General features: G+C 42.5%; 23 protein-coding genes, 1 pseudogene and 1 riboswitch. Of the genes and pseudogenes, 14 read left to right on the top strand and 10 right to left on the bottom strand.

From position 1 onward, the window contains the following. Positions 1-12: 12 nt before the first annotated feature. Positions 13-357 (bottom strand): hypothetical protein, encoded by a 345-nt coding sequence (locus M3204_RS06330; RefSeq protein ID WP_251479726.1) that lies wholly within the window; start codon positions 355-357, stop codon positions 13-15. 248 nt (positions 358-605) lie between these two features. Further along, positions 606-690, top strand: a riboswitch (cyclic di-GMP riboswitch). Here M3204_RS06330 and M3204_RS06325 point away from each other — a divergent pair. Then, on the top strand, positions 671-847 hold the full coding sequence (locus M3204_RS06325) for a hypothetical protein (protein ID WP_251479723.1): 177 nt from the start codon (positions 671-673) through the stop codon (positions 845-847). It overlaps the preceding riboswitch by 20 nt. 174 nt (positions 848-1,021) lie before the next feature. Further along, positions 1,022-1,246, top strand: coding sequence for a hypothetical protein (locus M3204_RS06320; RefSeq protein WP_251479720.1), 225 nt, complete (start codon positions 1,022-1,024; stop codon positions 1,244-1,246). A 96-nt stretch (positions 1,247-1,342) separates the two neighbouring features. Here the strand turns inward: M3204_RS06320 and M3204_RS06315 are convergent, their stop codons facing one another. The 5 genes from M3204_RS06315 to M3204_RS06295 all read right to left on the bottom strand — a co-directional run bounded on the left by M3204_RS06315 (position 1,343) and on the right by M3204_RS06295 (position 7,500). After that, positions 1,343-2,533, bottom strand: a complete 1,191-nt coding sequence (locus M3204_RS06315) for an acetyl-CoA C-acetyltransferase (RefSeq protein WP_251479717.1) — start codon at positions 2,531-2,533, stop codon at positions 1,343-1,345. A gap of 66 nt (positions 2,534-2,599) precedes the next feature. Beyond that, on the bottom strand, positions 2,600-4,042 hold the full coding sequence (locus tag M3204_RS06310; protein ID WP_251479715.1) for a GntP family permease: 1,443 nt from the start codon (positions 4,040-4,042) through the stop codon (positions 2,600-2,602). A gap of 37 nt (positions 4,043-4,079) precedes the next feature. Then, on the bottom strand, positions 4,080-5,675 hold the full coding sequence (locus tag M3204_RS06305) for an acyl CoA:acetate/3-ketoacid CoA transferase (RefSeq protein ID WP_251479712.1): 1,596 nt from the start codon (positions 5,673-5,675) through the stop codon (positions 4,080-4,082). A 51-nt stretch (positions 5,676-5,726) separates the two neighbouring features. Next, on the bottom strand, positions 5,727-6,452 hold the full coding sequence (locus M3204_RS06300; RefSeq protein WP_251479710.1) for a beta-ketoacyl-ACP reductase: 726 nt from the start codon (positions 6,450-6,452) through the stop codon (positions 5,727-5,729). A 166-nt stretch (positions 6,453-6,618) separates the two neighbouring features. Continuing rightward, entirely contained in the window at positions 6,619-7,500 is an 882-nt protein-coding gene (locus M3204_RS06295) for a LysR family transcriptional regulator (RefSeq protein WP_251479706.1), read from the bottom strand. Positions 7,501-7,833: 333 nt separating this feature from the next. On the opposite strand from M3204_RS06295, the gene M3204_RS06290 reads away from it, so the two are divergent. Then, positions 7,834-8,163 carry a nucleoside triphosphate pyrophosphohydrolase gene (locus tag M3204_RS06290; RefSeq protein ID WP_251479703.1) on the top strand — a complete coding sequence of 110 codons (330 nt, stop codon included), beginning with the start codon at positions 7,834-7,836 and terminating at the stop codon, positions 8,161-8,163. A 142-nt stretch (positions 8,164-8,305) separates the two neighbouring features. Here M3204_RS06290 and M3204_RS06285 read toward each other — a convergent pair whose 3' ends face one another. Then, on the bottom strand, positions 8,306-8,821 hold the full coding sequence (locus M3204_RS06285) for a DoxX family protein (RefSeq protein ID WP_251479701.1): 516 nt from the start codon (positions 8,819-8,821) through the stop codon (positions 8,306-8,308). A 257-nt stretch (positions 8,822-9,078) separates the two neighbouring features. Here M3204_RS06285 and M3204_RS06280 point away from each other — a divergent pair, with 257 nt between their 5' ends. The 5 genes from M3204_RS06280 (at position 9,079) to M3204_RS06260 (ending at position 15,779) form a co-directional block, all read left to right on the top strand. Continuing rightward, on the top strand, positions 9,079-9,534 hold the full coding sequence (locus tag M3204_RS06280; protein ID WP_251479697.1) for a DinB family protein: 456 nt from the start codon (positions 9,079-9,081) through the stop codon (positions 9,532-9,534). 126 nt (positions 9,535-9,660) lie between these two features. After that, positions 9,661-10,056, top strand: a complete 396-nt coding sequence (locus tag M3204_RS06275; protein ID WP_251479694.1) for an HIT family protein — start codon at positions 9,661-9,663, stop codon at positions 10,054-10,056. A 255-nt stretch (positions 10,057-10,311) separates the two neighbouring features. Further along, the gene (locus tag M3204_RS06270) at positions 10,312-12,006 is read left to right on the top strand and encodes a serine hydrolase (RefSeq protein ID WP_251479691.1); all 1,695 of its coding nucleotides are present in this window, start codon (positions 10,312-10,314) and stop codon (positions 12,004-12,006) included. Between the two features lie 51 nt (positions 12,007-12,057). Continuing rightward, positions 12,058-14,175 (top strand): glycoside hydrolase family 3 N-terminal domain-containing protein, encoded by a 2,118-nt coding sequence (locus tag M3204_RS06265; protein WP_435367737.1) that lies wholly within the window; start codon positions 12,058-12,060, stop codon positions 14,173-14,175. Between the two features lie 341 nt (positions 14,176-14,516). Then, entirely contained in the window at positions 14,517-15,779 is a 1,263-nt protein-coding gene (locus M3204_RS06260) for an exo-beta-N-acetylmuramidase NamZ family protein (RefSeq protein ID WP_251479688.1), read from the top strand. Between the two features lie 63 nt (positions 15,780-15,842). On the opposite strand, the gene M3204_RS06255 is transcribed toward M3204_RS06260, so the two are convergent. Continuing rightward, positions 15,843-16,055, bottom strand: a complete 213-nt coding sequence (locus M3204_RS06255; RefSeq protein ID WP_251479686.1) for a methionine aminopeptidase — start codon at positions 16,053-16,055, stop codon at positions 15,843-15,845. 227 nt (positions 16,056-16,282) lie between these two features. Here M3204_RS06255 and M3204_RS06250 point away from each other — a divergent pair, with 227 nt between their 5' ends. Then, the gene (locus tag M3204_RS06250) at positions 16,283-16,720 is read left to right on the top strand and encodes a Dps family protein (protein ID WP_251479683.1); all 438 of its coding nucleotides are present in this window, start codon (positions 16,283-16,285) and stop codon (positions 16,718-16,720) included. A gap of 133 nt (positions 16,721-16,853) precedes the next feature. On the opposite strand, the gene M3204_RS06245 is transcribed toward M3204_RS06250, so the two are convergent. Continuing rightward, positions 16,854-17,162, bottom strand: coding sequence for a winged helix-turn-helix transcriptional regulator (locus M3204_RS06245; RefSeq protein ID WP_251479679.1), 309 nt, complete (start codon positions 17,160-17,162; stop codon positions 16,854-16,856). 188 nt (positions 17,163-17,350) lie between these two features. On the opposite strand from M3204_RS06245, the gene M3204_RS06240 reads away from it, so the two are divergent. The 5 genes and pseudogenes from M3204_RS06240 to M3204_RS06220 all read left to right on the top strand — a co-directional run bounded on the left by M3204_RS06240 (position 17,351) and on the right by M3204_RS06220 (position 21,629). Beyond that, entirely contained in the window at positions 17,351-17,758 is a 408-nt protein-coding gene (locus tag M3204_RS06240; RefSeq protein WP_251479677.1) for a DoxX family protein, read from the top strand. A 25-nt stretch (positions 17,759-17,783) separates the two neighbouring features. Next, positions 17,784-18,656 carry a VOC family protein gene (locus M3204_RS06235; RefSeq protein WP_251479674.1) on the top strand — a complete coding sequence of 291 codons (873 nt, stop codon included), beginning with the start codon at positions 17,784-17,786 and terminating at the stop codon, positions 18,654-18,656. A gap of 18 nt (positions 18,657-18,674) precedes the next feature. Then, positions 18,675-19,024 (top strand): annotated as a pseudogene (locus M3204_RS06230) (NADPH-dependent FMN reductase); the annotation flags it as partial. Between the two features lie 139 nt (positions 19,025-19,163). Continuing rightward, entirely contained in the window at positions 19,164-19,799 is a 636-nt protein-coding gene (locus tag M3204_RS06225; RefSeq protein ID WP_251479671.1) for an FMN-dependent NADH-azoreductase, read from the top strand. A 657-nt stretch (positions 19,800-20,456) separates the two neighbouring features. Further along, positions 20,457-21,629, top strand: coding sequence for an IS256 family transposase (locus tag M3204_RS06220; RefSeq protein WP_251479668.1), 1,173 nt, complete (start codon positions 20,457-20,459; stop codon positions 21,627-21,629). Between the two features lie 481 nt (positions 21,630-22,110). Here M3204_RS06220 and phoU read toward each other — a convergent pair whose 3' ends face one another. Next, positions 22,111-22,770 (bottom strand): phosphate signaling complex protein PhoU, encoded by a 660-nt coding sequence (gene phoU / locus M3204_RS06215; protein ID WP_251479665.1) that lies wholly within the window; start codon positions 22,768-22,770, stop codon positions 22,111-22,113. Between the last annotated feature and the right edge of the window lie 18 nt (positions 22,771-22,788).

Below are 22,788 nucleotides of genomic sequence, written 5' to 3'. Positions count from 1 at the left end.
CAGGCTTTCATTCTATTCTGACTGTGCCATCGCTAAATGGTTTGTCTCTTCCTTTTCAGTAACTTTGTCGATTTTATCGGTAAACATTTGGAAGACTCGCTTTTTTTCTTCCAGCTCCTTGATGTACTCTTTTAAGTCATTGAATTTCTGTTCAAATGGCTGGTGATACAACTCCCTGATTTTCCTATTCAAATCAGGATTCACAGTCGATTGGACGACCTGCTTTGTGATGTTGTATTTATATGTATAGACCTTTAACTCGTTTTTAACCTCATCGTATTCTGCGTCAATCTCGTTCAAAATTCCTTCTATTTCTGCTTTCCATTCATCTAGCGACATCTTAACATGCTGTTCCATACGGATCCTCCTGCCATTCGCCTGTATTAAAGCTTCTTCTTTTTATTCTATCAGGCAATTTTTACATCTGGATTGCTGGTATATTACAGTGTGGAAACAATCTACTGTTATTGAACGAATAATCAAATAGAAAATTACAATAAAATGTATAAAGCTGATAATATGGATGTAGGGAAAAATACTCATTTTTGTAGATTAATGACGAAATTTGTTGTATTGATGGTTCATAAGTTTTATATTTTAACTAGTACTGAAAAAGGCAAACTTATCGAAAGGTAAGGACGCAAAGCCACGAGTCTAAGGTGTTTATGCTATGATCGTCGGGTTGCCAAAAAAGATCGGATGTAATGACCAGATAGGTAAATGGGTTTATTTTGACCGTTCGCCGAAAAAAATCCGCCATCTTTTTGGAGGATTTTTTATTTGGGCCTGTTTGGTGATTTTACCTAAAGTCAAGCTTTCCATCACGTCAATTCCTTTAACCAGCTGAGAATAAAACACAAAACTGCAAAAAAGAACAGAATTTGACGTTTGCGAACATTGAGAGAGGTTAAATAATACTTAAGTGACTTGACAGGACAAATAAAGACAATCCTTTTGGCAGGTTTGTTCAAATTCAGGATGGGGGATTTTAAGAAAAATTTGACGGAAGGTGGAGGAATCATTGACTGTATTATTTGGAACGGTAGAGTACTTTGAGCGGGAGATTGAGTTTCATTTAGCAGAGGTTGAAAAAAGAGAGCGACTCATGGAAGAAATTAATCAAATACAGCTGAAGCTAGAAGAAGAACTCCTTAATGATTTCATATGTGACGAGAAGCTCAGGATGGAATGCTTACAGAATCTATCCAATGCCTGCAGTAAATTAACAGAAGATTATGTAGTTTGAAATCTAGTATACTATTAAAGCCTGTGGTGCGTACCACAGGCTTTTTTATAGGCTTGATAAAGGTTCCTTCTGCAGAAGTACTGCCGATCTTTATTCTTATTCTATTACATTCTCGATGATTGTCGCGACACCCATGCCGCCGCCAATGCAAAGTGTTGCCAAACCGTATTTTTGTTCTCTCTTTTTCAATTCATGAATCAGTGTTACAAGAATTCTCGCGCCGCTCGCGCCGATTGGGTGGCCTAGTGCGATCGCTCCGCCGTTAACGTTGACATTTTCTTCGCTCATGCCGAGCTCCTTCATGACAGATAAGGCTTGTGCAGCGAACGCCTCATTTGCTTCAACCAAATCAATTTGCGTCAATTCCATGTCAGCCTTTTTAAGCGCTTTTTTAACAGCGTCAACTGGTCCGATGCCCATGATGGAAGGATCGACTCCGGAAGAGGCATTTGCCTTGATTGTTACAAGCGGTGTAACACCAAGTTCTTTTGCCTTTTTGCCGCTCATCACGACAACGGCAGCTGCTCCGTCATTGATGCCAGATGCGTTGGCTGCAGTAACAGTGCCGTCTTTCTTGAATGCGGGCCTTAATTTGCCAACCTTCTCAAGAGTGCTTCCGAATTTCGGATGCTCATCCTGATTGACGATGATTGGCTCGCCTTTTCTTTGCTTTACAGCAACAGGGACGATTTCATCCTCGAAGCGTCCGGAATTAATCGCTGCCTCAGCTCTATTCTGGCTTTTTACTGCGAATGCGTCCTGTTCATTACGGGAGATTTCATATTTATCCGCAAGGTTCTCAGCAGTGATGCCCATGTGGTAGTTATTGAATGCGCACACAAGGCCATCACCAAGCAAAGTATCGACGAGCTTTTGGTCACCCATCTTGAAGCCTTCACGCGCACCTTTAAGTACGAAAGGTGCCTGGCTCATATTTTCCATTCCGCCGGCCACAACAATGTCAGCATCTCCCGCAGCAATAGCCTGGTATGCAAGGTGTACTGCTTTTAAACCGGATCCGCATAGTTTATTGATGGTCATGGATGGGCAAGTTTCAGGAAGTCCTGCTCTCATAGCAGCCTGGCGTGCCGGATTCTGGCCGAGACCAGCCTGAAGGACATTTCCCATGATTACTTCATCGACAGCATCTGTGCTTACATTCGCTTTTTCCAAAGCTGCTTTAATCGCTGTTGCTCCTAAGTCTACTGCTGAAACATTTGAAAAAGCTCCGCCAAATGCTCCAGTTGCGGTCCTTACTGCGCTTGCAATGACAATTGTATTTTTCATTTTCACTGCCCCTTCGGAAATCAAGATAAGAATGGGGGATATATTCCCCATTTGCTGTTGTTATTATTATACTAGTCCAGTTAACTTGTAGACTGCAATTATGAAGAATACAGCCAATGTTTTGATAATTGTAATCGCGAAAATATCTTTGTAAGACTGCTTATGTGTAAGTCCGGTAACGGCAAGCAATGTAATGACCGCACCATTGTGCGGAAGTGTGTCCATACCGCCTGATGCCATGGAAATGACACGGTGCATAACCTCTGGCGGAATGTTGAACTCCGTAATTGCTTTCATATACGTATCTGCCATGGCGCTTAGAGCAATACCCATACCGCCAGAAGCTGACCCTGTGACACCTGCAAGCGTAGTGGTTGTAACCGCTCCGTTAATCAGCGGATCAGTAAATGTAGCAGAGATTCCTTTACTTACAACTGAGAAACCAGGAAGGGAAGAAATGACTCCTCCAAAACCATATTCAGCACCGGTGTTCATGGAAGCAAGCAATGCTCCGCCGATGGCCGTGTTGACGCCAACCTTGAAGCCACCAGTAACTTTCTTCATATCATATAAAAGAGTAGCCAGGATACCAAGGATCAATGCCAATTCAACCGACCAGATGCCGACTACTCCAGACATTTGCACTGTTCCGTAAGTATCAAGTCCAATCTTTGAGAAATCGAAACCATTAGGATACCATTTCGGTAGGTTCACTGTGAAAAATTTGTTCGCGACACCAACTAAAATTAATGGCACAAATGCTAATACTGCCTTTATTGTGCTTGTTTTAGCTGTCATATCGATATTGGCAACGCCTTCTTCAAGTGCATCTGCCTCGGCAGCAGCAGCTGATTCAGCGTTATCAAATCCATAAAACCCTTCACCTCGCTTGGCGGCTTTCTTTCTAAGTGTTTCAAGGTAGAGCATACCCAAAACGAAAACAAGGATCGCACCAATGATACCAAGTACAGGTGCTGCATAAATATCTGTGCCAAAAAAGCCTGTCGGAATAACGTTTTGGATTTGCGGTGTACCCGGAAGCGCATCCATTGTGAATGTAAAAGCTCCGAGCGCGATTGTTCCAGGAATCAATCTTTTAGGAATGTTCGCTTCTCTGAATAAGTTTTTAGCAAAAGGATAGATGGCGAATACGACAACGAATAAGCTTACTCCGCTGTATGTTAAAATTGCGCCCATCAACACGATTGCAAGGATTGCGCGAGTACCGCCAACCAATTTAATGATTGATTTGGCGATTGATTCGGCAATTCCTGACATTTCTACAACTTTACCGAAGATAGCTCCCAGCAAGAAAACAGGGAAGTAGCTTTTAATGAATCCAACCATCTTTTCCATGAATATGTTGCTGAAGAAAGGAAGCACGTGGCTCGGATCAGTCAGCAGCACCGCAAGCAATGCTGCAATCGGTGCAAACAGGATAACTGAATATCCTTTGTAAGCTGTGAACATCAATAATCCAAGCGCTAAAAGAATAACGAAAAGCTCCATACGGGTAACCCCTCTCTAATACACAAATAATAGTTTGTTAGATTGCTGCAATGTTTCTGAAGCTTGCAGCTTCTTCATTTTTTAAACCCATCGGCTCATTCATGAATATCCTGCTGTCCATTAACTTTAAGTCTTTGGCAATCAGCGGCCTGAAATTCATATGGGAAAGGATGTCACTTTCAAGATTGATACCTGGTGCAATCTCAGTGAGCGTAAGTCCTTCCGGTAAAAGGTCGAACACTGCACGTTCGGTAATGTAGATTACTTTCTTCTTGTTTTCTCGGGCTACATCGCCGCTGAAGGTAATTTGCTCAACATCCTCGATGAATTTTCTCGCTTTTCCTTCTTGAAGGATTTCCAGCTTGCCGCCATCGGCCTGAACTTTCAAGCCGCCTGCGGTGAATGTACCGCAGAAGGCGATCTGCCTTGCGTTCTGGGTAATATTGATGAATCCGCCGCAGCCGGCAATTTTCGGCCCGAACTTCGAAACATTGATATTGCCTTTTGAATCACATTGCGCGAGACCAAGGAAGGCTGCATCGATGCCGCCGCCATCATAAAAATCAAACATATATGGCTGGTCAATGATCGCCTGCGGACCGACTGAGCAGCCGAAGTCAAGGCCGCTTGCTGGTGTTCCGCCGATAGCGCCAGGCTCGACAGTTGGTATGAACTGTTCGTTCATGCCTTCTTCCTTTAGGACCTGGGCGATGATTTCAGGAACGCCGATGCCATAATTCAACACTTTAGTTTCATCGTTCAGCAGCATTGCTGCCCGGCGAGCAATCACCTTGCGCTCGTTAAGCGGATAGGCTTTATTCGACTGCTTGTGGACCACATCGCCGCGATAGAAGTCTTCATTATGCTGGCTTCCAAAGGTTTGCATATGGTTTGCGGGATTTTCAACAACTACTACATAATCGACAAAGATACCAGGGATGGCAACGAGTTTAGGATCGATCGAACCGTTCTTAACAATTTTTTCAACCTGTACGATGACCTTGCCGCCACTATTGCGCGCATTCATTGCAATTGATAGAATTTCAAGTGTAAGCGGTTCCTTTGAAAAGCTGATGTTGCCGCTTTCATCTGCCTCTGAACCCTTTAAAATAGCAATATTGATTTTTTGAGTTTTATAGGCAAGATAAGAGCTGCCGTCAAAATTGATTTTTTCGACAATCTCATCTTTTGTTACTTCATTAAGCTTGCCGCCATCAAGATCAGGGTCGACAAATGTGCCAAGTCCTACATGTGTAATCGTTCTAGGCTTTCCAGCCGCACCATCCCTGAACATCTGCGAAATGACACCCTGTGGAAGGTTGTAGGCTTCCAGTTTGTTATTGACAACAAGCGGCTGGAACTTAGGAGCAAGCCCCATATGTCCGCCGATTATTCTTTTAACAAGCCCCTCGTGAGCGTAGTGGTTCATGCCTCGGTTAGCTCCATCACCAATCCCTGCTGCGTAAAACAGTGTTAAATTTTTAGGTTTGCCTTGTTCAAGGAATCTATTCTCAACTTCCATATGAATTTCTTCAGCTACACCAGTTCCGATAAATCCGCCAAGACCTACGACGGAATTGTCTGCAATCAGGTTAGCTGCGTCTTTTGATGTAATGATTTTTACAGAAGACATTGTAAACACCTCATTGTCTGTATTCTTGTTAAGTCCTAAAGAAAAGGTGAGTTATAGTCTTAATCCGCCAGTCACTTCCAGAACATGGCCGTTCACATAGCTTGATTCGTCACTGGCCAGGAACAATACTGCATTCGCGATTTCCTGTGGCTTTCCAAGGCGGCCAAGAGGAGTCTTTTCCCTTATTGGCTGAAGGACCTTATCAGGCACTGTAGCCATCATTTCTGTTTCTACATATCCTGGAGCGATTGCGTTCGAACGTACTGCTGCGCCTTTGCGTGTGAACTCCTTCGCCCATGTATAAGTCATGCCGATTACGCCAGCTTTAGTTGCTGCGTAGTTTGTCTGGCCAACATTTCCATATACTCCAACAACTGAAGAAATACTGACGATTGAACCTTTGCCGTTTTCCATCATAATTGGCGCAACAGCCTGTGTAAGGTTGAATACACCTTTCAAGTTAACGTTGATGACAGCCTCCCACATATCTTCAGTCATTTTCTGAATCAATGCATCACGTGTGATACCCGCATTGTTTACTAGTACATCTATTGTTCCTAACTCGTTTTTAACTTCTTCGACAAATTTCGCCACCTGGTCACGATTTGTTACATTAAGCTGCACTTGTCGTACATTTGGCAGTTCATATTCCCCAGTCCCCATATCCAGAGAATAGATAAGCCTGGCACCTTCTTGCGCAAACGTTTCCACTATTTGGCGCCCAATCCCTCTTGCGCCTCCTGTAACGATAGCAACTTTACCTTCCATTCTATTCATAATGTACGCCCCCTACATGATAGATAATTCCTACACCATTAATGTAAGCGTTATCAACTATAAAATAAAATACATATAAATCATATGTATAATAACTTTTGGTTATAGAGTATAAAAAAGCAGAGTGCAAAGAATTCTTTGCACTCCCCAGGGAAAAAAAATATCGTTATTTGATGTGTTCTTTTACAAATTCAATGAACTTTTTTGCCGCAAACGATACGTATCTGTTTTTCTTGAGGATGATGGCAATCCGCCATTTCAATTCTGGATGTTCGATAGGGATTTGTTTGATGTTCTGACTGTTGAATCTTGCGAGAATCGGCCTTGGCAAAATCGAGATTCCCTGGTTAAGACAAACTAGTTCAGTTAGAAAGTCCCACTGCGAACTTTTGAAGTAGATATTCGGTTCAAATCCGGCCTCCCGACATGCCTTGATAACATGGTGGTGGAGGAGAAATGTTTCATCTAAAAGTGCAAAGGATTCATCTTTTAAATCCTCAAATAAAACCTTATCCTTGCTTGCGAGCGGATGGTCATTATGGACAACGAGAACGACCTCATCCTCTGTGACCGGAATATATTCGATCCGGTCTGAAAGCTCCGGCAAAATGACAAGGCCGAGGTCCACAAAGCCTTTTTCCACCATCTCATATACAGTCACTGCTCCATTTTCAATAATCGAAAGATTGATCCCGGGATAATCATGGCGGAAGTTAGCAATCAGCGGGGGGAAATAACACGTGCCTATTACCGGCGGGATTCCGACACTTACATTTCCAGTCCTTAGATTTTTAGTATCCAGAATCGACTCGGTGATCGCTTCCATATCAGAAAGGAGTTTTTGACCTTCTTCAAAAAGCCTTTCTCCGGCATCGGTCAATGTCATTTTGTGTTCAGACCGGTCAAACAACTGAACACCGAGGTCTTCCTCAAGCTTTTTGATCATTTTACTGAGTGCAGGCTGTGATAGGTGCAGGTGCCGTGCTGCCACTGTAAAACTTTGATCCTTTGCAACCTGTACGAAATAAGATAGCTGTCGAGTATCCATACTCATTCCTCCATTTTTTAAGGAGTATCCGTCCATTCAATGGGAATATTGTAACACAGGCAGCAGGTTGAAAAATAATTCTTAAATGCCAATCGCTAGACGCATTCAATTAGAATGGCTCTGACAAATTTCCGGTTTGCTGATATTGGACAAGCATTTACGAATGAGTGCTGATTATCTAAGGGCAAATTAAATTTTTCAACGATAACCTATGGGACTACCCGGACAAATCAGCTGCATTCTAGTTTGTGCAAATGATTCCATATGAATTTGCGTTTGAACCTATAAATTTAAGGATATGTTTATCAGTAGGACATCAAAAGGAGCAATGACATGGAGAAAAAGGAATATAACAAGCTTGTAAGAGACTATTTTCCGGAATTAATGAAGGAAAAGGGGAGAGAAGCAGAGTTTGAGGAATTAAGCAGCAGTCAATACAGCGAAAAGCTAATGGAGAAATTCAATGATGAAGTTGAAAAGTTCCGCAATGCTGGAACGGACAGGCTGCTAAGTGAGATAGTGGACTTGCTTGAGATTATATATGCAATCGCAGAGCATCGCGGCATAACGGAATCCGAAGTAGAATTCATGCGGCAGTTAAAAAAGAACCGAAGCGGTGGCTTCAGAAAGAGAATTATGCTAAAAACCATGGATGATAAGTAATTTCTGTTGTCACAATGAATGTTGCTTTTCGAATAAAATTAATTAAGTTGTAAAAGCAACAAGGTTTACGAGAAGAGCCTAAATAATAGACCATAAAAATCCCCTCCGCCAGTTTAGCAGCGGAGGGGATTTTCTATATTTGTTATGCAGCTTTATGTGCGGCCTCTGGTGTTTGTTTAAATACAGTCTTTCGGATGAAAGGCACAACCCAGCGGTCTAAACCATACTTCCCAGCGTTGAATCCAGCGAACAGGATGATGAAGCCGAAGAAGATGTCAGTTGGGTTATGAGATACAGTTCCGGCAAGGAAGAAACTGAAGTTCATCACTAAGCCGAAGAACATCGCAGCAGTTGTCAGTGCACCAAGGATCAAACCAAGACCGATCAAGAATTCGCCAAGTGGAACGATAAAGTTGAAGATATCGACGTTCGGAATCGCGATGTTTTCAAGGAAGCTCACGTACCAACCGTACACCATGTTTCCGTCTGGACCCTTAACCGGATTCGCAACGGCATTTTTCAAATAGCCAGAAGCGTCAAAGCCAGGGCCAGTCAATTTGCCCCAACCAGCAGTCATCCAGTTATATCCAAGCCAAACCCTCAGGACAGTCAGCAGGCCAGCAGCAATATTGTTTTCTCTTAACCATTTCGCGAACATATAAATCGCTTCCCTTCAAAAATAATTAATTATTAGTACACTTATAAAATATCAAATGGATTGGTATTAATCTGTGAATAAAATATGAAGTCACATATCAGCCATAATGTTATGAACAAATTTTGTCAGTAGTTTTCCTTTTATGTCTATTTATACCTATATAGGTATATTGACAAATACCTTTATCCTTGCGGCATATACAGGATAAATTTAGAATAGGAATAAATATGAAATACAAGCTGGAAAGGGGAAGGGAAATGAGCGATCTTTTATTCAAACAGTTTGAGATGACGAGAGGTTTTTTTATCAAAAACATTGAATCTATCACTTCCGAACAGGCAAGTGTACAGCCAGAAGGCTTTAACAATACAATCCACTGGCACATCGGCCACGTTTTGACAGTGGCTGAACAATTCATGATGGGCTACCCAAAAAAATCACACCATCTTCCGGAAAACTACATAGAACTATTTGGCAATGGTACGCGTCCTGCAGATTGGAGTGGTGATATTCCTACTGTGGAGGTACTGGCTCAACAATTGAAGGAACAATTAGGAAGGATTACGGAAGTACCGGCTGAAATGCTTAATGAAAATCTTAAAAAACCGTTTCTTGGGCTTGAGACATTCGGAGAACTAGCCAACATGGCATTATTCCATGAATCCTATCACCTTGGCCAAATCCATGCGATGAAAAAAGTGATAGATAAATAAATGAATTCCACTAAAGCAGGGTCCAATGTGGGCTCTGCTTTTTGAATCTTTTCTTTTTCGAATTCGTATAAAAAGCAAAGCACGAATTAATGTTCTTATGAATCTAGTTTGAAGAGGAGATTAAAAATGTACAGAGAAGATTGTCCATATTGCAACATAAAGGCGGATGTTGAACAAGACATAGTTTTTGAGAATGAAACTTGTTATTTCATCCAAAAGGAATCTGAGCAGCAGGTTTTGCTTGGAAGCGGATTGATCATTCCAAAAAAGCATAAGCGGGACGTATTTGATTTGTCAGCTCAAGAGTTTAGCGGTTCAAGAGAATTGCTGCTTCTGGCTAAGGAATTACTCGATAAAAAGTTTTCTCCAGATGGTTACAGTGTAGGCTGGAATACAGGAAAGGCAGGAGGTCAGTCGATTTTCCATGCCCATCTTCATGTAATTCCAAGATTCAAGGACGAACCATTTGCTGGAAGAGGAATCAGGTACTGGATTAAACAGAAAGAAAATAAGAGAAGATAAGCCATAAAGTCAACGTGCCAATTGTATGTTGGGAAATTTATAAGAAGTTTTTCGATAAATAGTTTGAATATTTTTACAAAAATGAATCGAATTTCCCGGGATGCTAGTCCTGGGATTTTTCTAATTTATAGGGTTGTTGGGTCTAAGGTGGTATAGACATCTATACTGTTGCTTAGATAGTCTAAAGATACATATTGAAAGCCTTTTCATAGATTTAAAGATTATGTAGAGCCACGGCTCGGAAAAGGAGGAAACATGAAGAAAAAGCCACTATCAATCGCTTTAGCAGCAGTGCTAGGTACGGGAGTGTTCATTCCAGTGTCATTTGCAGAAGGTAATTCAGGTCCAGGGGCGTCTATCGAACAAAGGGAGGGGAAAGCAGGTTACCAGCAAGCACATCCTGTTTTCTCATGGGACAATCCAGGACCGTTATCTCTCGTGCTCCACAGAGGTTCAGTCCGTGGCGCAGGGATGGTACAGGAGCCGCTGGATGAAATCGATGGCCATATGAACAGAATGATCGCTGACCGGGTCATGCCAGGAGCAGTCGCATTCGTTGCCCGCCGCGGTCATATCGTGAAACATGAAGCCTATGGGCATGCATACAAGTATGAAGATGATCAATTCACAGAGACCAGCAATCCAATCAAGATGGAAGAAGATACAATTTTTGATCTTGCCTCCATCAGTAAAATTTTCACGACAACTGCTGCCATGATTCTTTATGACCAAGGTCGTTTTGAGCTGGATGACAAAGTATCAGAGCACATTCCTGAATTTGCAGCAAACGGCAAGGGAGACGTGACAATCCGTCAGCTCCTTACCCATACATCAGGTTTTACAGCTTGGATTCCGCTTTACACAAAAGGAAGCAGCCGTGAGGAACGAATCGATTTGGTCCTGCAGCAGCCATTAAGCAATGAACCGGGCAGCAAATATACATACAGTGATCTCAACATGATCACGCTCGGTGTTTTGGTTGAGCGCCTTTCAGGACAGCGCCAGGATGATTTTGTTAAGGACCACATTACAGGTCCGCTGAAAATGAACGATACTTTTTACAATCCTCCAGCGTCTTTGAAAAATCGGATTGCGGCCACTGAATACCAGCCATGGACCAACAGGGGCATTGTCTGGGGCGAAGTGCATGACGAAAATGCATGGTCCCTGGATGGTGTTGCAGGTCATGCAGGTGTTTTCTCAACAGCCCCAGATCTCGCCAAGCTTGCCCATATGTATTTGAATGATGGCCGTTATGGCAGCGTCCAAATCTTAAAACCTGAAACAGTCAATAAGATTATAGAAAACCAGATTCCACAATTTCCTGGCAATGACCACGGATTAGGCTGGGAACTTGCCCAGGGCTGGTTCATGGATGCTTTATCTGAAGGTTCTTCATTAGGCCATACAGGTTATACGGGTACTTCGATCGTCGTCAACAGAAACAATGGCACCATTGCGATCCTGCTTACAAATCGGGTGCACCCTAGCCGTAACACGGTATCAACCAATGTCGCGCGCAGACAGCTGGCAAGACAGGTTGCCGATGCGATTCCAGTCGAGATACCGGATGGTGCTGCATGGTTCTCCGGCTATGGAGACAAACTTCAACGCACGCTGACGTCAGAAGTGACACTGGACAAGCCTGCAAAGCTATCATTCCAAACATGGCATCGAATTGAAGCGCAAGCTGATTATGGTTACGTGGAAATCTCTGAAGACGGAGAAAACTGGGAGAAGGCTTCAGTTTTGACAGGCAGCAGCATCGACTGGAATACGGCTGAAGCTGAAATTCCTGCGGGAACCAAGTACATCCGCTTCCATTATAAAACAGACAGCTACACGAATGGCCGTGGCTGGTATGTTGACAATATTAAACTAGCAACCTTTGACGGTGAGCAAATAGAGACTGAGTTTTCAGGTGAAGGCTGGGAACAGAGGAATTATTGAACCACTAATATTCAATGATTTGGATAAAATATGAAAATGGAGGAGATATGCATGAGAAAAATGAGTAAACTGATGCTTTATTCGTTAGCAGTTGTTCTGGCATTTTCACAAATGCTGTTCGGCAGTTCCTTGAGAATAGCAAAGGCTGAGGATGCTGACCAGGTGGAAGACCTTGTGATCTACCAGAACGTTCCTGAAGCAGAAACGGTCATTAACGGTGGAAGCATTCAATTGAAGGCACTTCATGTTTATCGCGAAGGGCATTTCATGCTTGCATCCAAAAACCTTGTCTGGGATTCCGCAAACAAAAATGTTGCGGAAGTAGACACTAACGGAAATGTCCAATTTACGGGGCAAAATGGAAGAACATTCATTACGGTCACAGACGGTACTTTTAAGGACCGAATTGCCCTCGACTATAAAGTGAAACCATCCTCAAAAACAGAGGCGGAGAAAGGGAAACCTGAATCCGAAGCTGCCGTCATCAAGCAGGAAGGTCAAAGATATGACGTCATCGGCAACGCAATCAGCAAAATGACATTGGAAGAAAAAGCAGGACAGATGCTGATGCCGGATTTCAGGAATTGGAACGGTAAAAATGTTACTGAGATGCTCCCGGAAATCGAGCAACTCGTGAAAAAATATCATTTGGGCGGAGTCATCCTGTTCCGCGAGAATGTTGTCACAACAGAACAAACAGCGCGCCTTGTATCAGATTATCAAGCTGCTGCTGAAAAATTCGGCCTGCTGCTTACCATCGACCAGGAGGGTGGAATCGTAACAAGACTTCAGTCCGGAACAGATATGCCAGGCAATATGGCATTGGGAGCAACCAGGTCACCTGAGATTTCATGGAATGTTGGAAACGCAATCGGTGAAGAGCTTGCCTCACTCGGCATCAACATGAACTTCGCACCGGTAATGGATGTTAACAACAATCCTGACAATCCGGTCATCGGCGTCCGTTCATTTGGCGAAGACCCACAGCTTGTTGCTGACATGGGTGTAGCTTATACAAAAGGACTCCAGGCCGCAGGTGTAGCGGCGACAGCAAAACACTTCCCTGGACATGGAGATACCGCAGTCGATTCGCACCTTGGTTTACCGGAAGTTCCGCACGATAAAGAACGATTGAAGCAGGTTGAGCTCTATCCGTTCCAAAAGGGAATGGAAGCAGGCATCGATGCGATTATGACAGCTCATGTCACCTTCCCTAAAATTGACGGCACAAAAGCCATCTCACAGAAAACAGGAGAAGAAATCGCGATTCCGGCAACACTTTCCTACAAGGTGCTGACAGAATTGATGCGTGAAGAAATGGGCTATGAAGGTGTTATTACAACAGATGCAATGAACATGAAAGCAATCGCTGACCATTTTGGTCCGGTAGATGCAGCAATCCGTGCTGTTAAGGCGGGTACTGATATCGTTCTGATGCCAGTGGGGCTGGAAGAAGTGGCGAATGGCTTGCTGGATGCCGTGAAAAACGGTGAGATTTCCGAAGACAGAATTGAAGCTTCGGTAAAACGAATTTTAACCTTGAAGGTAAAACGCGGTGTGATTAAGGAGGAAACTCCTGCTTCAGTTGAAGAAAAAGTCGCAAATGCGCTGAAGGTGGTTGGTTCTGCTGAACATAAGCAGATAGAAAAAGAAGCAGCCGAGAAGTCAATTACATTAGTTAAAAATGACGCTGCATTGCCTTTGAACAATGATGACCAGGTTGTCGTGGTTGGGAATACGTTCGTAAACGATTTGGGCAGCGCGATTAAAGAGCGCCATGAAAACACAACTATCATTTCGACAACCAATTACAAGCTGTCGGAAGCTCAGCTTGATCAAATCAAGAATGCCAGCGCTGTTGTGGTCGGCAGCTATACTTTCAGTGTTGCAGGACGCTCTCCTTCCAGCGCACAAATGTTGATGGTCAACCAGATTATCGGCATGACAGATGCACCTGTTATTGGAGTAGGCATTCGCAATCCATATGACATCATGGCTTACCCGGAAATTGACGCTTACCTGACGCAATATGGATTCAGGCCTTCAAGCTTTGAAGCTACAGCGGGGGCATTGCTGGGAGAGTTCTCACCTACTGGCAAGCTTCCAATCACAATACCTGATTTGAATGGCGGCGTACTGTATCAGTTTGGGCACGGGTTAACCTACTAAATGTGAATAGGCAGGCTTCATGATTTGCGCCTGCCTTTTATTTTATTCATTTCGATATCTCCGGGGGAGCACTCCTCCCTAATATTAATCCTTAAACTAGGGTCGGCCGTATTTAGGAATAAAACAAGAAATTCAGGAATAACAAGTCTGGTTTAAGGAATATAACGAAAAAATTAGGAATAAAGCAGCTGGGTTTAGGAATATATCGAAAAAATTTAGAATAACTCTCTTATTTCAGCCTCATAAAAGTAATTTTAATAGAGTTGCAGTCGAATATTGATTGAACTCTATGTCAATCTTCAAATAAGATTCAACCAATTATAAAAACAGGAGTGATAGCGTTGAAAAAATGGCTAGTTACAATCCTAACAACTGTCTTGATTCTCTCCTCTCTGACGGCAGCAATGGCGAACCATGATAATGGCCAGGGCAAAAGCCAGGATCACAAGAAGTTCAAAGTAGGAGCGGAAACGCTTCTCGAGGAGCATAAGGATTTGATCAAAGGCAAGCGCGTAGGTTTGATCACGAATCCGACTGGCATTGACCAAAATCTTACCAGTGTTGTTGACCTGCTTTTCAATGACCCGGATGTGGAATTGACTGCTTTATACGGACCAGAGCATGGTGTCCGGGGAAGTGCACAGGCAGGAGCTTATGTTGAATATTACATCGATGAGAAAACAAATCTTCCTGTCTACAGTCTCTATGGTAAAACAAAGAAGCCAACACCAGAGATGCTTGAGAATGTCGATGTCCTGCTGTTTGATATCCAGGATGTGGGGACAAGGTTCTACACTTACATCTATACGATGGCATATGCAATGGAAGCTGCGAAGGAAAACAACATTCCCTTCATCGTCCTGGATCGCCCGAATCCCCTTGGCGGATATAAAGTGGAGGGACCAGTGCTTGAAACTGAATACAAATCATTTGTTGGAAACTATGAAATCCCGTTGCGCCATGGCATGACGGTAGGTGAACTCGCCAAGCTCTTCAATAAAGAATTTAATATCGGAGCAGATTTAACAGTAGTGGAAATGGATGGCTGGAAGCGAAATATGTTCTATGATGAAACACCGCTTGAATTCGTTCCGCCTTCACCAAACATGCCTACACTTGAAACGGCACTAGTTTATCCGGGAGCTGCTTTGATTGAAGGGACGAATGTATCGGAAGGAAGAGGGACGACCAAACCGTTTGAACTGATTGGCGCGCCTTTCATCAATTCAGACGACCTTGCTGAAGAATTGAACTCTTTGGATCTTCCAGGGGTCAAATTCCGGGCTGCATCGTTCATTCCGACTTTTTCAAAGCATGCCGGGACCCTTTCGCATGGCATCCAGATCCATATCACTGACCGCAACTCATTCAAGCCAGTTGAAACAGGTCTTCACCTTGTAAAAACGATTCATGATATGTATCCGGAAGATTTCCAGTTCCGTCCAGAAGACAGCAGGGGAATTTCCTTCTTCGACCTTTTGACAGGTAACGGATGGATCAGGGAAGCGATTGAAAATGGACAATCTGTCGAAGAAATCAAAGCACAGTGGGAAGATGAATTAAATCAGTTTAAACAGGTGAGAGAAGAATACCTTATCTATTAAAAACGAACATCACAAGAAATGAAAACTGGCCGCTGCATCTTGCAGCGGCCAGTTTTTTGGACATCAATTCGCGCTGGTATCCCAGTCGGAATACAGTCCGCTGCCATTGCAGCCAGGACATTCGTACGGTGCGGCATAATAAACAAACTCATTGGCGGAAAACGGATAGAATCCTCTTCCGTAGCAGTCAGGGCATTTATTCTGTTCTTTCATATTAGTAACATGATTCTCATATCGCGTATTTCTCCACTGGTTCAGCGCATTTAGTAATCCCATTTACGATCACCTCCAGTTCTATACATATAGTTTGGAGAAATTTATCTCTTTTTATGTATAGTTTATGGAGAATTATGGATTTTGCGCCGGTACTGGCACAGAACTTGTCTAGAAAAAATCAGCGATTTAACGAAAGTTGACAGTACTGTGAACAATTCGTGATTACGGCCATTGCTGGATAATCTTGGACTATAATTAAGCCGTACATATGAATTGGAGGGATTCAAATGAGTGAATTGTCTCAAGCGGTCAACAGGCAAATTGCGAACTGGAGCGTGATGTTTATCAAGCTTCATAACTATCATTGGTATGTAACAGGACCTGAATTTTTCACCTTGCATGCAAAGTTTGAAGAGCTTTACAACGAAGCTGCCCTGCATATCGATGAACTCGCAGAAAGGCTGCTGGCTATGGGGGACAAGCCAGTTGCAACAATGGCAGGAGCTTTGGAGCAATCCTCGGTAAAAGAAGCTGAGGGAAGAGAAACAGCACAGAAAATGGTCGCAACTATAGTAGAAGACTATTCAACAATGATCCAGGAATTGAAGCAAGGAATGGAATTGGCAGATGCAGCAAATGATGAAACGACAGGCGATTTGCTACTTTCGATTCAATCAGGGCTGGAGAAGCATGTCTGGATGCTTAACTCTTTTTTAGGCCGGTAAAAGAAAATCATAATGTGAAGTTCTAGTAAGGCGTATGAATGGGCATACGTCTTTTTTTAATGCAAAAAAGCACTCGGTGGCCGAGTGCTTTTTCAAGAAATTTCATATTGGATCCCTATTGGAAATCTATTTTTTATACTTCCAGCCAGCTCTGTGACCATTTTTCAATATCCCTCATAAGAGGTTCAAGCGCAATCCCTTTATCAGTCAATGAGTATTCGATTCGGACTGGAGTGTCTGGATAAACTTTACGTTTTACAATCCCTTCGATCTCCAAATCCTTCAATCGCTCTGAAAGCACTCTGCCACTCACTCCTATGGAGGATTCAATGGTGCAAAAGCGCTGCGGTCCAGAAAGCAGCTGATATATGATCATTCCAGTCCATCGCTGGCTAAGGATGGTCATCGCTTTTTCGAATCTGGGACAAATCGACTTATCCATTTTCATCACTCCTTACTTATATTATAAACACATCAGCTAAAAAATAAATTACTTTTTATAAAATAATTACTTGACGTAATTAAATTACAAAAATATAATTACTTACATAAAGTAACTAACTAACGACTTATATATTAAACTGCAGTTAATATACTCGTTAAAATTCATCTAATTGGAGGAAAAGGCAAATGATAAAAAATAATGAAGCAGGCGCAACGATTTTAAGGGTAATATTGGGTATAACATTTTTAATTCATGGTGCAGCAAAGTTCCAGGGTGGAATTGAAAACACAGCTGGTTTCTTTGAAAGCCTTGGATTGCCAGGTTTTACAGCGTATCTTGTAGCAATCATTGAATTAGTTGGCGGCTTGGCAATGCTGCTGGGAATGGGTACAAGAATAATCTCAATCTTATTTGCGATCGTTCTGGCTGTAGCGATCGTAAAAGTGAAACTGGCTGGCGGATTCCTTGGAAACGGGCAAATGGCTGGGTATGAATTGGATTTAGCTTTACTGGCCATCTCTATTTATCTAGCGATGACAAATAAGTCACTTTTCGCATTGGAAAATGTACTTTTTCAATCAAAAAATGCTTAAGCGATATCAAAAGGAGGAAACAGATATGAATTTTCATCAGCCGCCGGTTACTTTTGTAGGGCAGGTAAATCTTAAAGTACAAAATTTCGAGCGTGCACTTGCCTTCTATAAAGAAGTTATTGGCTTCAAAGTATATGAACAAACGGAAAGATCAGCTAAGCTGACTGCTGACGGAAAGACAGTCTTACTATCGATTGAACAGCCAGAAGACGTCATACCAAAACAGGCAAGAACCGCAGGACTATACCATTTTGCGCTTTTATTGCCACAGCGTTCTGATTTAGCAAATATTGTTAGGCACTTTCTTAAGTTAGGCTATCCTCTGCAGGGAGCATCCGACCACCTTGTAAGTGAAGCCCTCTATTTAGCGGATCCTGATGGCAATGGGATTGAAATCTATACAGATCGCCCAGCGTCAAAATGGGATTGGAATGATAACGAAGTAGTGATGGCTACCCAAGCGCTGGATGCAGAAAATCTGCTTGCAGAAGGAAAGGATGAATCATGGAATGGACTCCCGGCAGGGACAATAATGGGGCATATCCATTTACATGTTTCCGAATTAGCCAATACAGAGGAATTTTATACAAAAGGTCTTGGATTCGAAGTGGTTTGCCGTTATGGATCACAGGCTTTATTCATTTCATCAGGTAAATACCATCACCATATCGGACTGAATACCTGGAATGGCATAGGTGCGCCTAAACCACCAGTTAACAGTGCAGGTCTTGAATCATTTACATTGGTATTGCCGAATGAAGAGTCGGTAATTGCAACGATTGCCCGGTTAAAAGAAATCGGAGCATCTGTTACAGAAGAAGAGTATGGTGTGTATACTGTTGATCCTTCAGGAAACCGCATCAACCTAGAAACAGCAGCTGGCAGCAAAGGAAATTAATTGAATTCATGTGGTGGAAGTTGGAATGAAAAGCTCGCATTCCTTGATGGATTCGTCATCGTGCAGGAATATCACAGTATCACCGGTGCTTTGAAAACGCGCTAGATTTTGCGCGTGAGGCATGGAACAACAAGGCAGCTGGCATTGTAAGTTATGGATCAACTGGCGGTGCATGTGCGGCGTAGCATCTAAGAGGAATCTGCGGTGAATTGAAAATTGCTGACATCCGTACACATCCAACATTGTCATTATTTACAGACTTTGAAAATGGTGCTGAATTCAAGCCACAAGCCCTGCATCTTAATAATGTCAACACCATGCTAGATGAGGTTGTAGTGTGGACCGGAGCCTTGAAAACTTTAAGATAAAGTAAAGCATTTTCTAGTGAGCAATTTTATTGACCACACTTTTAAAACGGAGTATTATCTCGAAGTAAACACTTTTTAATTCGAGATTTAAAATTCTCAAATTATTTACAATACATCAAAAAAAAGGTGGAATTACATCATGGCAACGGTTTTATACATCACAGCACATCCGCTAACCGAGGAGCAATCCTTCAGTTTGGCAGCAGGAAAGGCGTTCATCGAGACGTACAAGGAATTGAACAAGAACGATGAGATCATTCAACTGGATTTATTTAAGGAAAACATTCCGCACATCGATGCAGATGTTTTAGGAGGCTGGGGAAAGCTGCAAAAAGGCACTGAATTCGCAGCGCTATCTGCAGACGAGCAGGCAAAAATCGGCCGTCTTGCTGAACTTGTTGACCAGTTCACGGCAGCAGACAAAATTGTATTTGTTACACCGCTTTGGAACTTCTCATTCCCTCCAGTTATGAAGGCATATCTTGATGCAGTTGCAGTAGCTGGCAAAACATTCAGGTACACACAGGAAGGCCCTGTCGGTTTGATGACAGACAAAAAGGTTCTCCACATTCAGGCGCGCGGAGGATATTACTCAGAAGGTCCTGCAGCAAATATGGAAATGGGACACCGCTACATCGAAACAATTATGAACTTCTTCGGTGTACCTTCAACTGAAGGTCTGTTCCTGGAAGGCCATAATGCTAACCCAGAAAAAGCACAGGAAATCAAAGAGAATGGAATTGCCCGTGCGAAGGATCTTGCATATACGTTCTAAGGGATTTGCAAAAAGCAGGTCAGCAATTCTGCTGTCCTGCTTTTTGCATTGTGCAGAGTTACTATAGTAATTAGAAAAAACAGAGAGGATAAGCCGGTTGGTCCCCAATCAGCTTCATTGGTGACCTGTTTTCATCGACTCTCGGATTCTAGGTCACCAATCGGCATCATTGTGACCTGTTTTCATTCACTCTCGGATTTTAGGTCACCAATCGGCATTATTGGTGACCTGTTTTCATCTACTCCCGGATTTTAGGTCACCAATCTGTATCATTGGTGACCTGTTTTCATTCACTCTTAGATTTTAGGTCACCAATCTGTATCATGGGTGACCTGTTTTCGTCGACTCTTAGATTTTAGGTCACCAATCTGCATCATTGGTGACCTGTTTTCATTCACTCTCGGATTTTAGGTCACCAATCGGCATTATTGGTGACCTGTTTTCATTCACTCTCGGATTTTAGGTCACCAATCGGCATCATTGGTGACCAGTTTTCAGTGAATCTGAGATTTTAGGTCACCAATCGGCATTATTGGCGACCTGTTTTCGTCGACTCTTAGATTAAGCCCATATAATTGTGTAAAAAGAAAATGAGTCAAATTAATTCCTTTAGTCAACAATGTTATCAGCGACGAAAACAATGTGGAGGAATTAATTATGACTCAATTACAGTTTAACCTAAATCTTGACATTTTAAAAGAATCCGTCATGGATTCAAACATCGATTCTGTGATCAAGGCATCCATTGTCTTGGTATTAAATGAGTTCATGGAAAAAGAGCGTGATGACCATTTAAAAGCAAGTGCCTATGAGCGCACACCTAGTCGTCACGACTACAGAAACGGATACTATGAACGAGAACTTTTATTAAGCATTGGAAAGATAGTACTGAGAGTGCCTCGTACTCGAAGTGGTGATTTTTCTACCAGTGTGTTTGAACAATACGCTCGATGTGACCAGGCTTTTGTCCTCTCTATGCTTGAAATGGTCGTAAATGGAGTTTCCACTCGAAAAGTATCCAATATCGTAGAACAACTCTGTGGACAAAAAGTATCCAAATCCTTCGTATCCACTCTCACGGAAAAGTTGGATCCTGTAGTGAACAAATGGGCGAACCGGCCGCTAAATACCATGTACTACCCTTATATCTTTGCGGACGCCATGTATATCAAAGTAAGGGAGCACAATCGTGTTGTTTCTAAAGCAGTCTATATTGCCACTGCCGTTGATGAGAATAACAGACGGGAAATCCTTGGCTTACGTGTAGATCATGTGGAGAGTTGTGAAGCGTGGCAACGATTCTTCCAACACTTACAGTCAAGAGGTTTACAAGCACCTAAGCTGATCATTTCCGATGCCCATAAGGGCTTAAAAGCTGCCATTGGAAAAGAGTTTGTAGGATCCGCCTGGCAGCGATGCACGGTCCATTTCAAAAAGAATATCATCACCCATATGCCGAAAAAAGAGATGGATGAAGTGAAGATCGCACTAAAGAGAATATTCGAAGTAGCGAAAGTGGAAGACGCGAGAAAATACAAAACAGAGTTCATTGAAAAATACGGAGACAATTCAAAACTTGCGAAAGCAATAGAGATTTTAGAAGACGGCTTCGAAGATGCAATACAGTACCTTGATGAGAAACCAATGTTCCATAAGCATATTCGAAGCACAAATTCATTAGAGAGAATAAATGGAGAGGTCCGTAGAAGAGAACAAGTAATTAGGATCTTTCCTAACACACAATCAGCTTTCAGATTGATCGGAGCTGTCCTGATGGATTACGCAGAGGAAGTTGGAAAACGAATCATCAAAGAAAAGGAAGAAGACTAAAGGTAAGAAGAAGTAGGGTCCGCGAAGCGAAATTTTTGATGTACTGGAAGGGGGGTACCCCCCTTCCAGTACATCAAAAATATATCAGCTGTATAACTTGATTTTCCTAAGGAATGATTTTACACATAATAGTGGGCTTGACTCCCCAAACTGCGAGAACTAACCCAAAACGGTAAAAGCAGGGCCTCTCCTTTGCCCCAAACTGCGAGAAAAAAATGAAAACGGTAAAAGCAGGGCCTCTCCTTTGCCCCAAAATACGAGAAAGAACTTAAAACCGTAAAAGGAAAGCCAACAACAAATGTCTACCCTATTGGGAAATTCTATCCAAAAACATAAGGTTCGGAATGAGACCTTTCCGGACCCCTTTTATCTACTAGCTGAGACCCTCTATCAGAGGGTCTTTGGTTTTGCGCTCTAATCGAATATTTACTTTTTGAAATAAAAAAACACGCTCTCTTTATAGGAGCGTGTTCACTGTGGACTATTGGTTTAGGTCGTATCTTTTTCCTTTTACAAGGTAAAAGACATTTTCTGCGATGTTTGTAACGTGATCAGCTGCTCTTTCGAGGTAACGGCTGATGAATGACAGCTGGGTGATTTGAGCCAGCTGCTCTGGTTTGCTTCGGGCAAGGCTTAACAAATCCTTGATTGTCTGTCCATACAGATCATCTACTTGATCATCCATCTGGGCAACCTGTTTCGCTTTGCCTAAATCTTCCTCATTGTATGCTTCTAAAGATAATGTCAGCATTTCTACAGACAGCTGGTGCATCTGCTTAATGTGTTCAATAGGTTTAACTAATGGTTCATTTCCAATGCGGATAGTGGATTTCGCGATATTAACGGCGAAGTCTGCCATTCTTTCGATATCAGTCGCGATTTTTATAGCAACAATCAGCCTTCTTAAATCAACCGCTACAGGCTGCTGCTTTGCAATCAATAAAATCGCAAAGTCATTGATTTCCTCTTCCATGATATTGGCCTCTGCATCATCCTCAAGAATTTTCAACGCGAGTTCGATATCTTTGTTTTCGAGTGATTCAAGAGATTTATTTAGTGCATTTACTGCGAAATTACCAAGCTCCATCAATTTTCCGTGCAAAGTTTTAAGATCTTCATCAAATTTACCTCTTACTACCATGAGTCCTCATCCTTCCAG

Origin of the sequence: Mesobacillus subterraneus, from assembly GCF_023715485.1 — a bacterium.
Classification (GTDB): Bacteria; Bacillota; Bacilli; order Bacillales; family Cytobacillaceae; genus Mesobacillus; species Mesobacillus subterraneus_B.
This window is presented reverse-complemented; position numbering and strand designations above follow the sequence as displayed.

Coding starts and splice junctions, on each gene's coding strand:
- M3204_RS06285 (WP_251479701.1), bottom strand. CDS start 8,821: ATGTTCGCGAAATGGTTAAGAGAAAACAATATTGCTGCTGGCCTGCTG.
- M3204_RS06280 (WP_251479697.1), top strand. CDS start 9,079: ATGAGCGATCTTTTATTCAAACAGTTTGAGATGACGAGAGGTTTTTTT.
- M3204_RS06220 (WP_251479668.1), top strand. CDS start 20,457: ATGACTCAATTACAGTTTAACCTAAATCTTGACATTTTAAAAGAATCC.
- M3204_RS06250 (WP_251479683.1), top strand. CDS start 16,283: ATGAGTGAATTGTCTCAAGCGGTCAACAGGCAAATTGCGAACTGGAGC.
- M3204_RS06265 (WP_435367737.1), top strand. CDS start 12,058: ATGAGAAAAATGAGTAAACTGATGCTTTATTCGTTAGCAGTTGTTCTG.
- M3204_RS06235 (WP_251479674.1), top strand. CDS start 17,784: ATGAATTTTCATCAGCCGCCGGTTACTTTTGTAGGGCAGGTAAATCTT.
- M3204_RS06225 (WP_251479671.1), top strand. CDS start 19,164: ATGGCAACGGTTTTATACATCACAGCACATCCGCTAACCGAGGAGCAA.
- M3204_RS06270 (WP_251479691.1), top strand. CDS start 10,312: ATGAAGAAAAAGCCACTATCAATCGCTTTAGCAGCAGTGCTAGGTACG.
- M3204_RS06245 (WP_251479679.1), bottom strand. CDS start 17,162: ATGGATAAGTCGATTTGTCCCAGATTCGAAAAAGCGATGACCATCCTT.
- M3204_RS06255 (WP_251479686.1), bottom strand. CDS start 16,055: ATGGGATTACTAAATGCGCTGAACCAGTGGAGAAATACGCGATATGAG.
- M3204_RS06300 (WP_251479710.1), bottom strand. CDS start 6,452: ATGAATAGAATGGAAGGTAAAGTTGCTATCGTTACAGGAGGCGCAAGA.
- M3204_RS06240 (WP_251479677.1), top strand. CDS start 17,351: ATGATAAAAAATAATGAAGCAGGCGCAACGATTTTAAGGGTAATATTG.
- M3204_RS06325 (WP_251479723.1), top strand. CDS start 671: ATGATCGTCGGGTTGCCAAAAAAGATCGGATGTAATGACCAGATAGGT.
- M3204_RS06310 (WP_251479715.1), bottom strand. CDS start 4,042: ATGGAGCTTTTCGTTATTCTTTTAGCGCTTGGATTATTGATGTTCACA.
- M3204_RS06275 (WP_251479694.1), top strand. CDS start 9,661: ATGTACAGAGAAGATTGTCCATATTGCAACATAAAGGCGGATGTTGAA.
- M3204_RS06295 (WP_251479706.1), bottom strand. CDS start 7,500: ATGGATACTCGACAGCTATCTTATTTCGTACAGGTTGCAAAGGATCAA.
- M3204_RS06305 (WP_251479712.1), bottom strand. CDS start 5,675: ATGTCTTCTGTAAAAATCATTACATCAAAAGACGCAGCTAACCTGATT.
- M3204_RS06330 (WP_251479726.1), bottom strand. CDS start 357: ATGGAACAGCATGTTAAGATGTCGCTAGATGAATGGAAAGCAGAAATA.
- phoU (WP_251479665.1), bottom strand. CDS start 22,770: ATGGTAGTAAGAGGTAAATTTGATGAAGATCTTAAAACTTTGCACGGA.
- M3204_RS06290 (WP_251479703.1), top strand. CDS start 7,834: ATGGAGAAAAAGGAATATAACAAGCTTGTAAGAGACTATTTTCCGGAA.
- M3204_RS06315 (WP_251479717.1), bottom strand. CDS start 2,533: ATGAAAAATACAATTGTCATTGCAAGCGCAGTAAGGACCGCAACTGGA.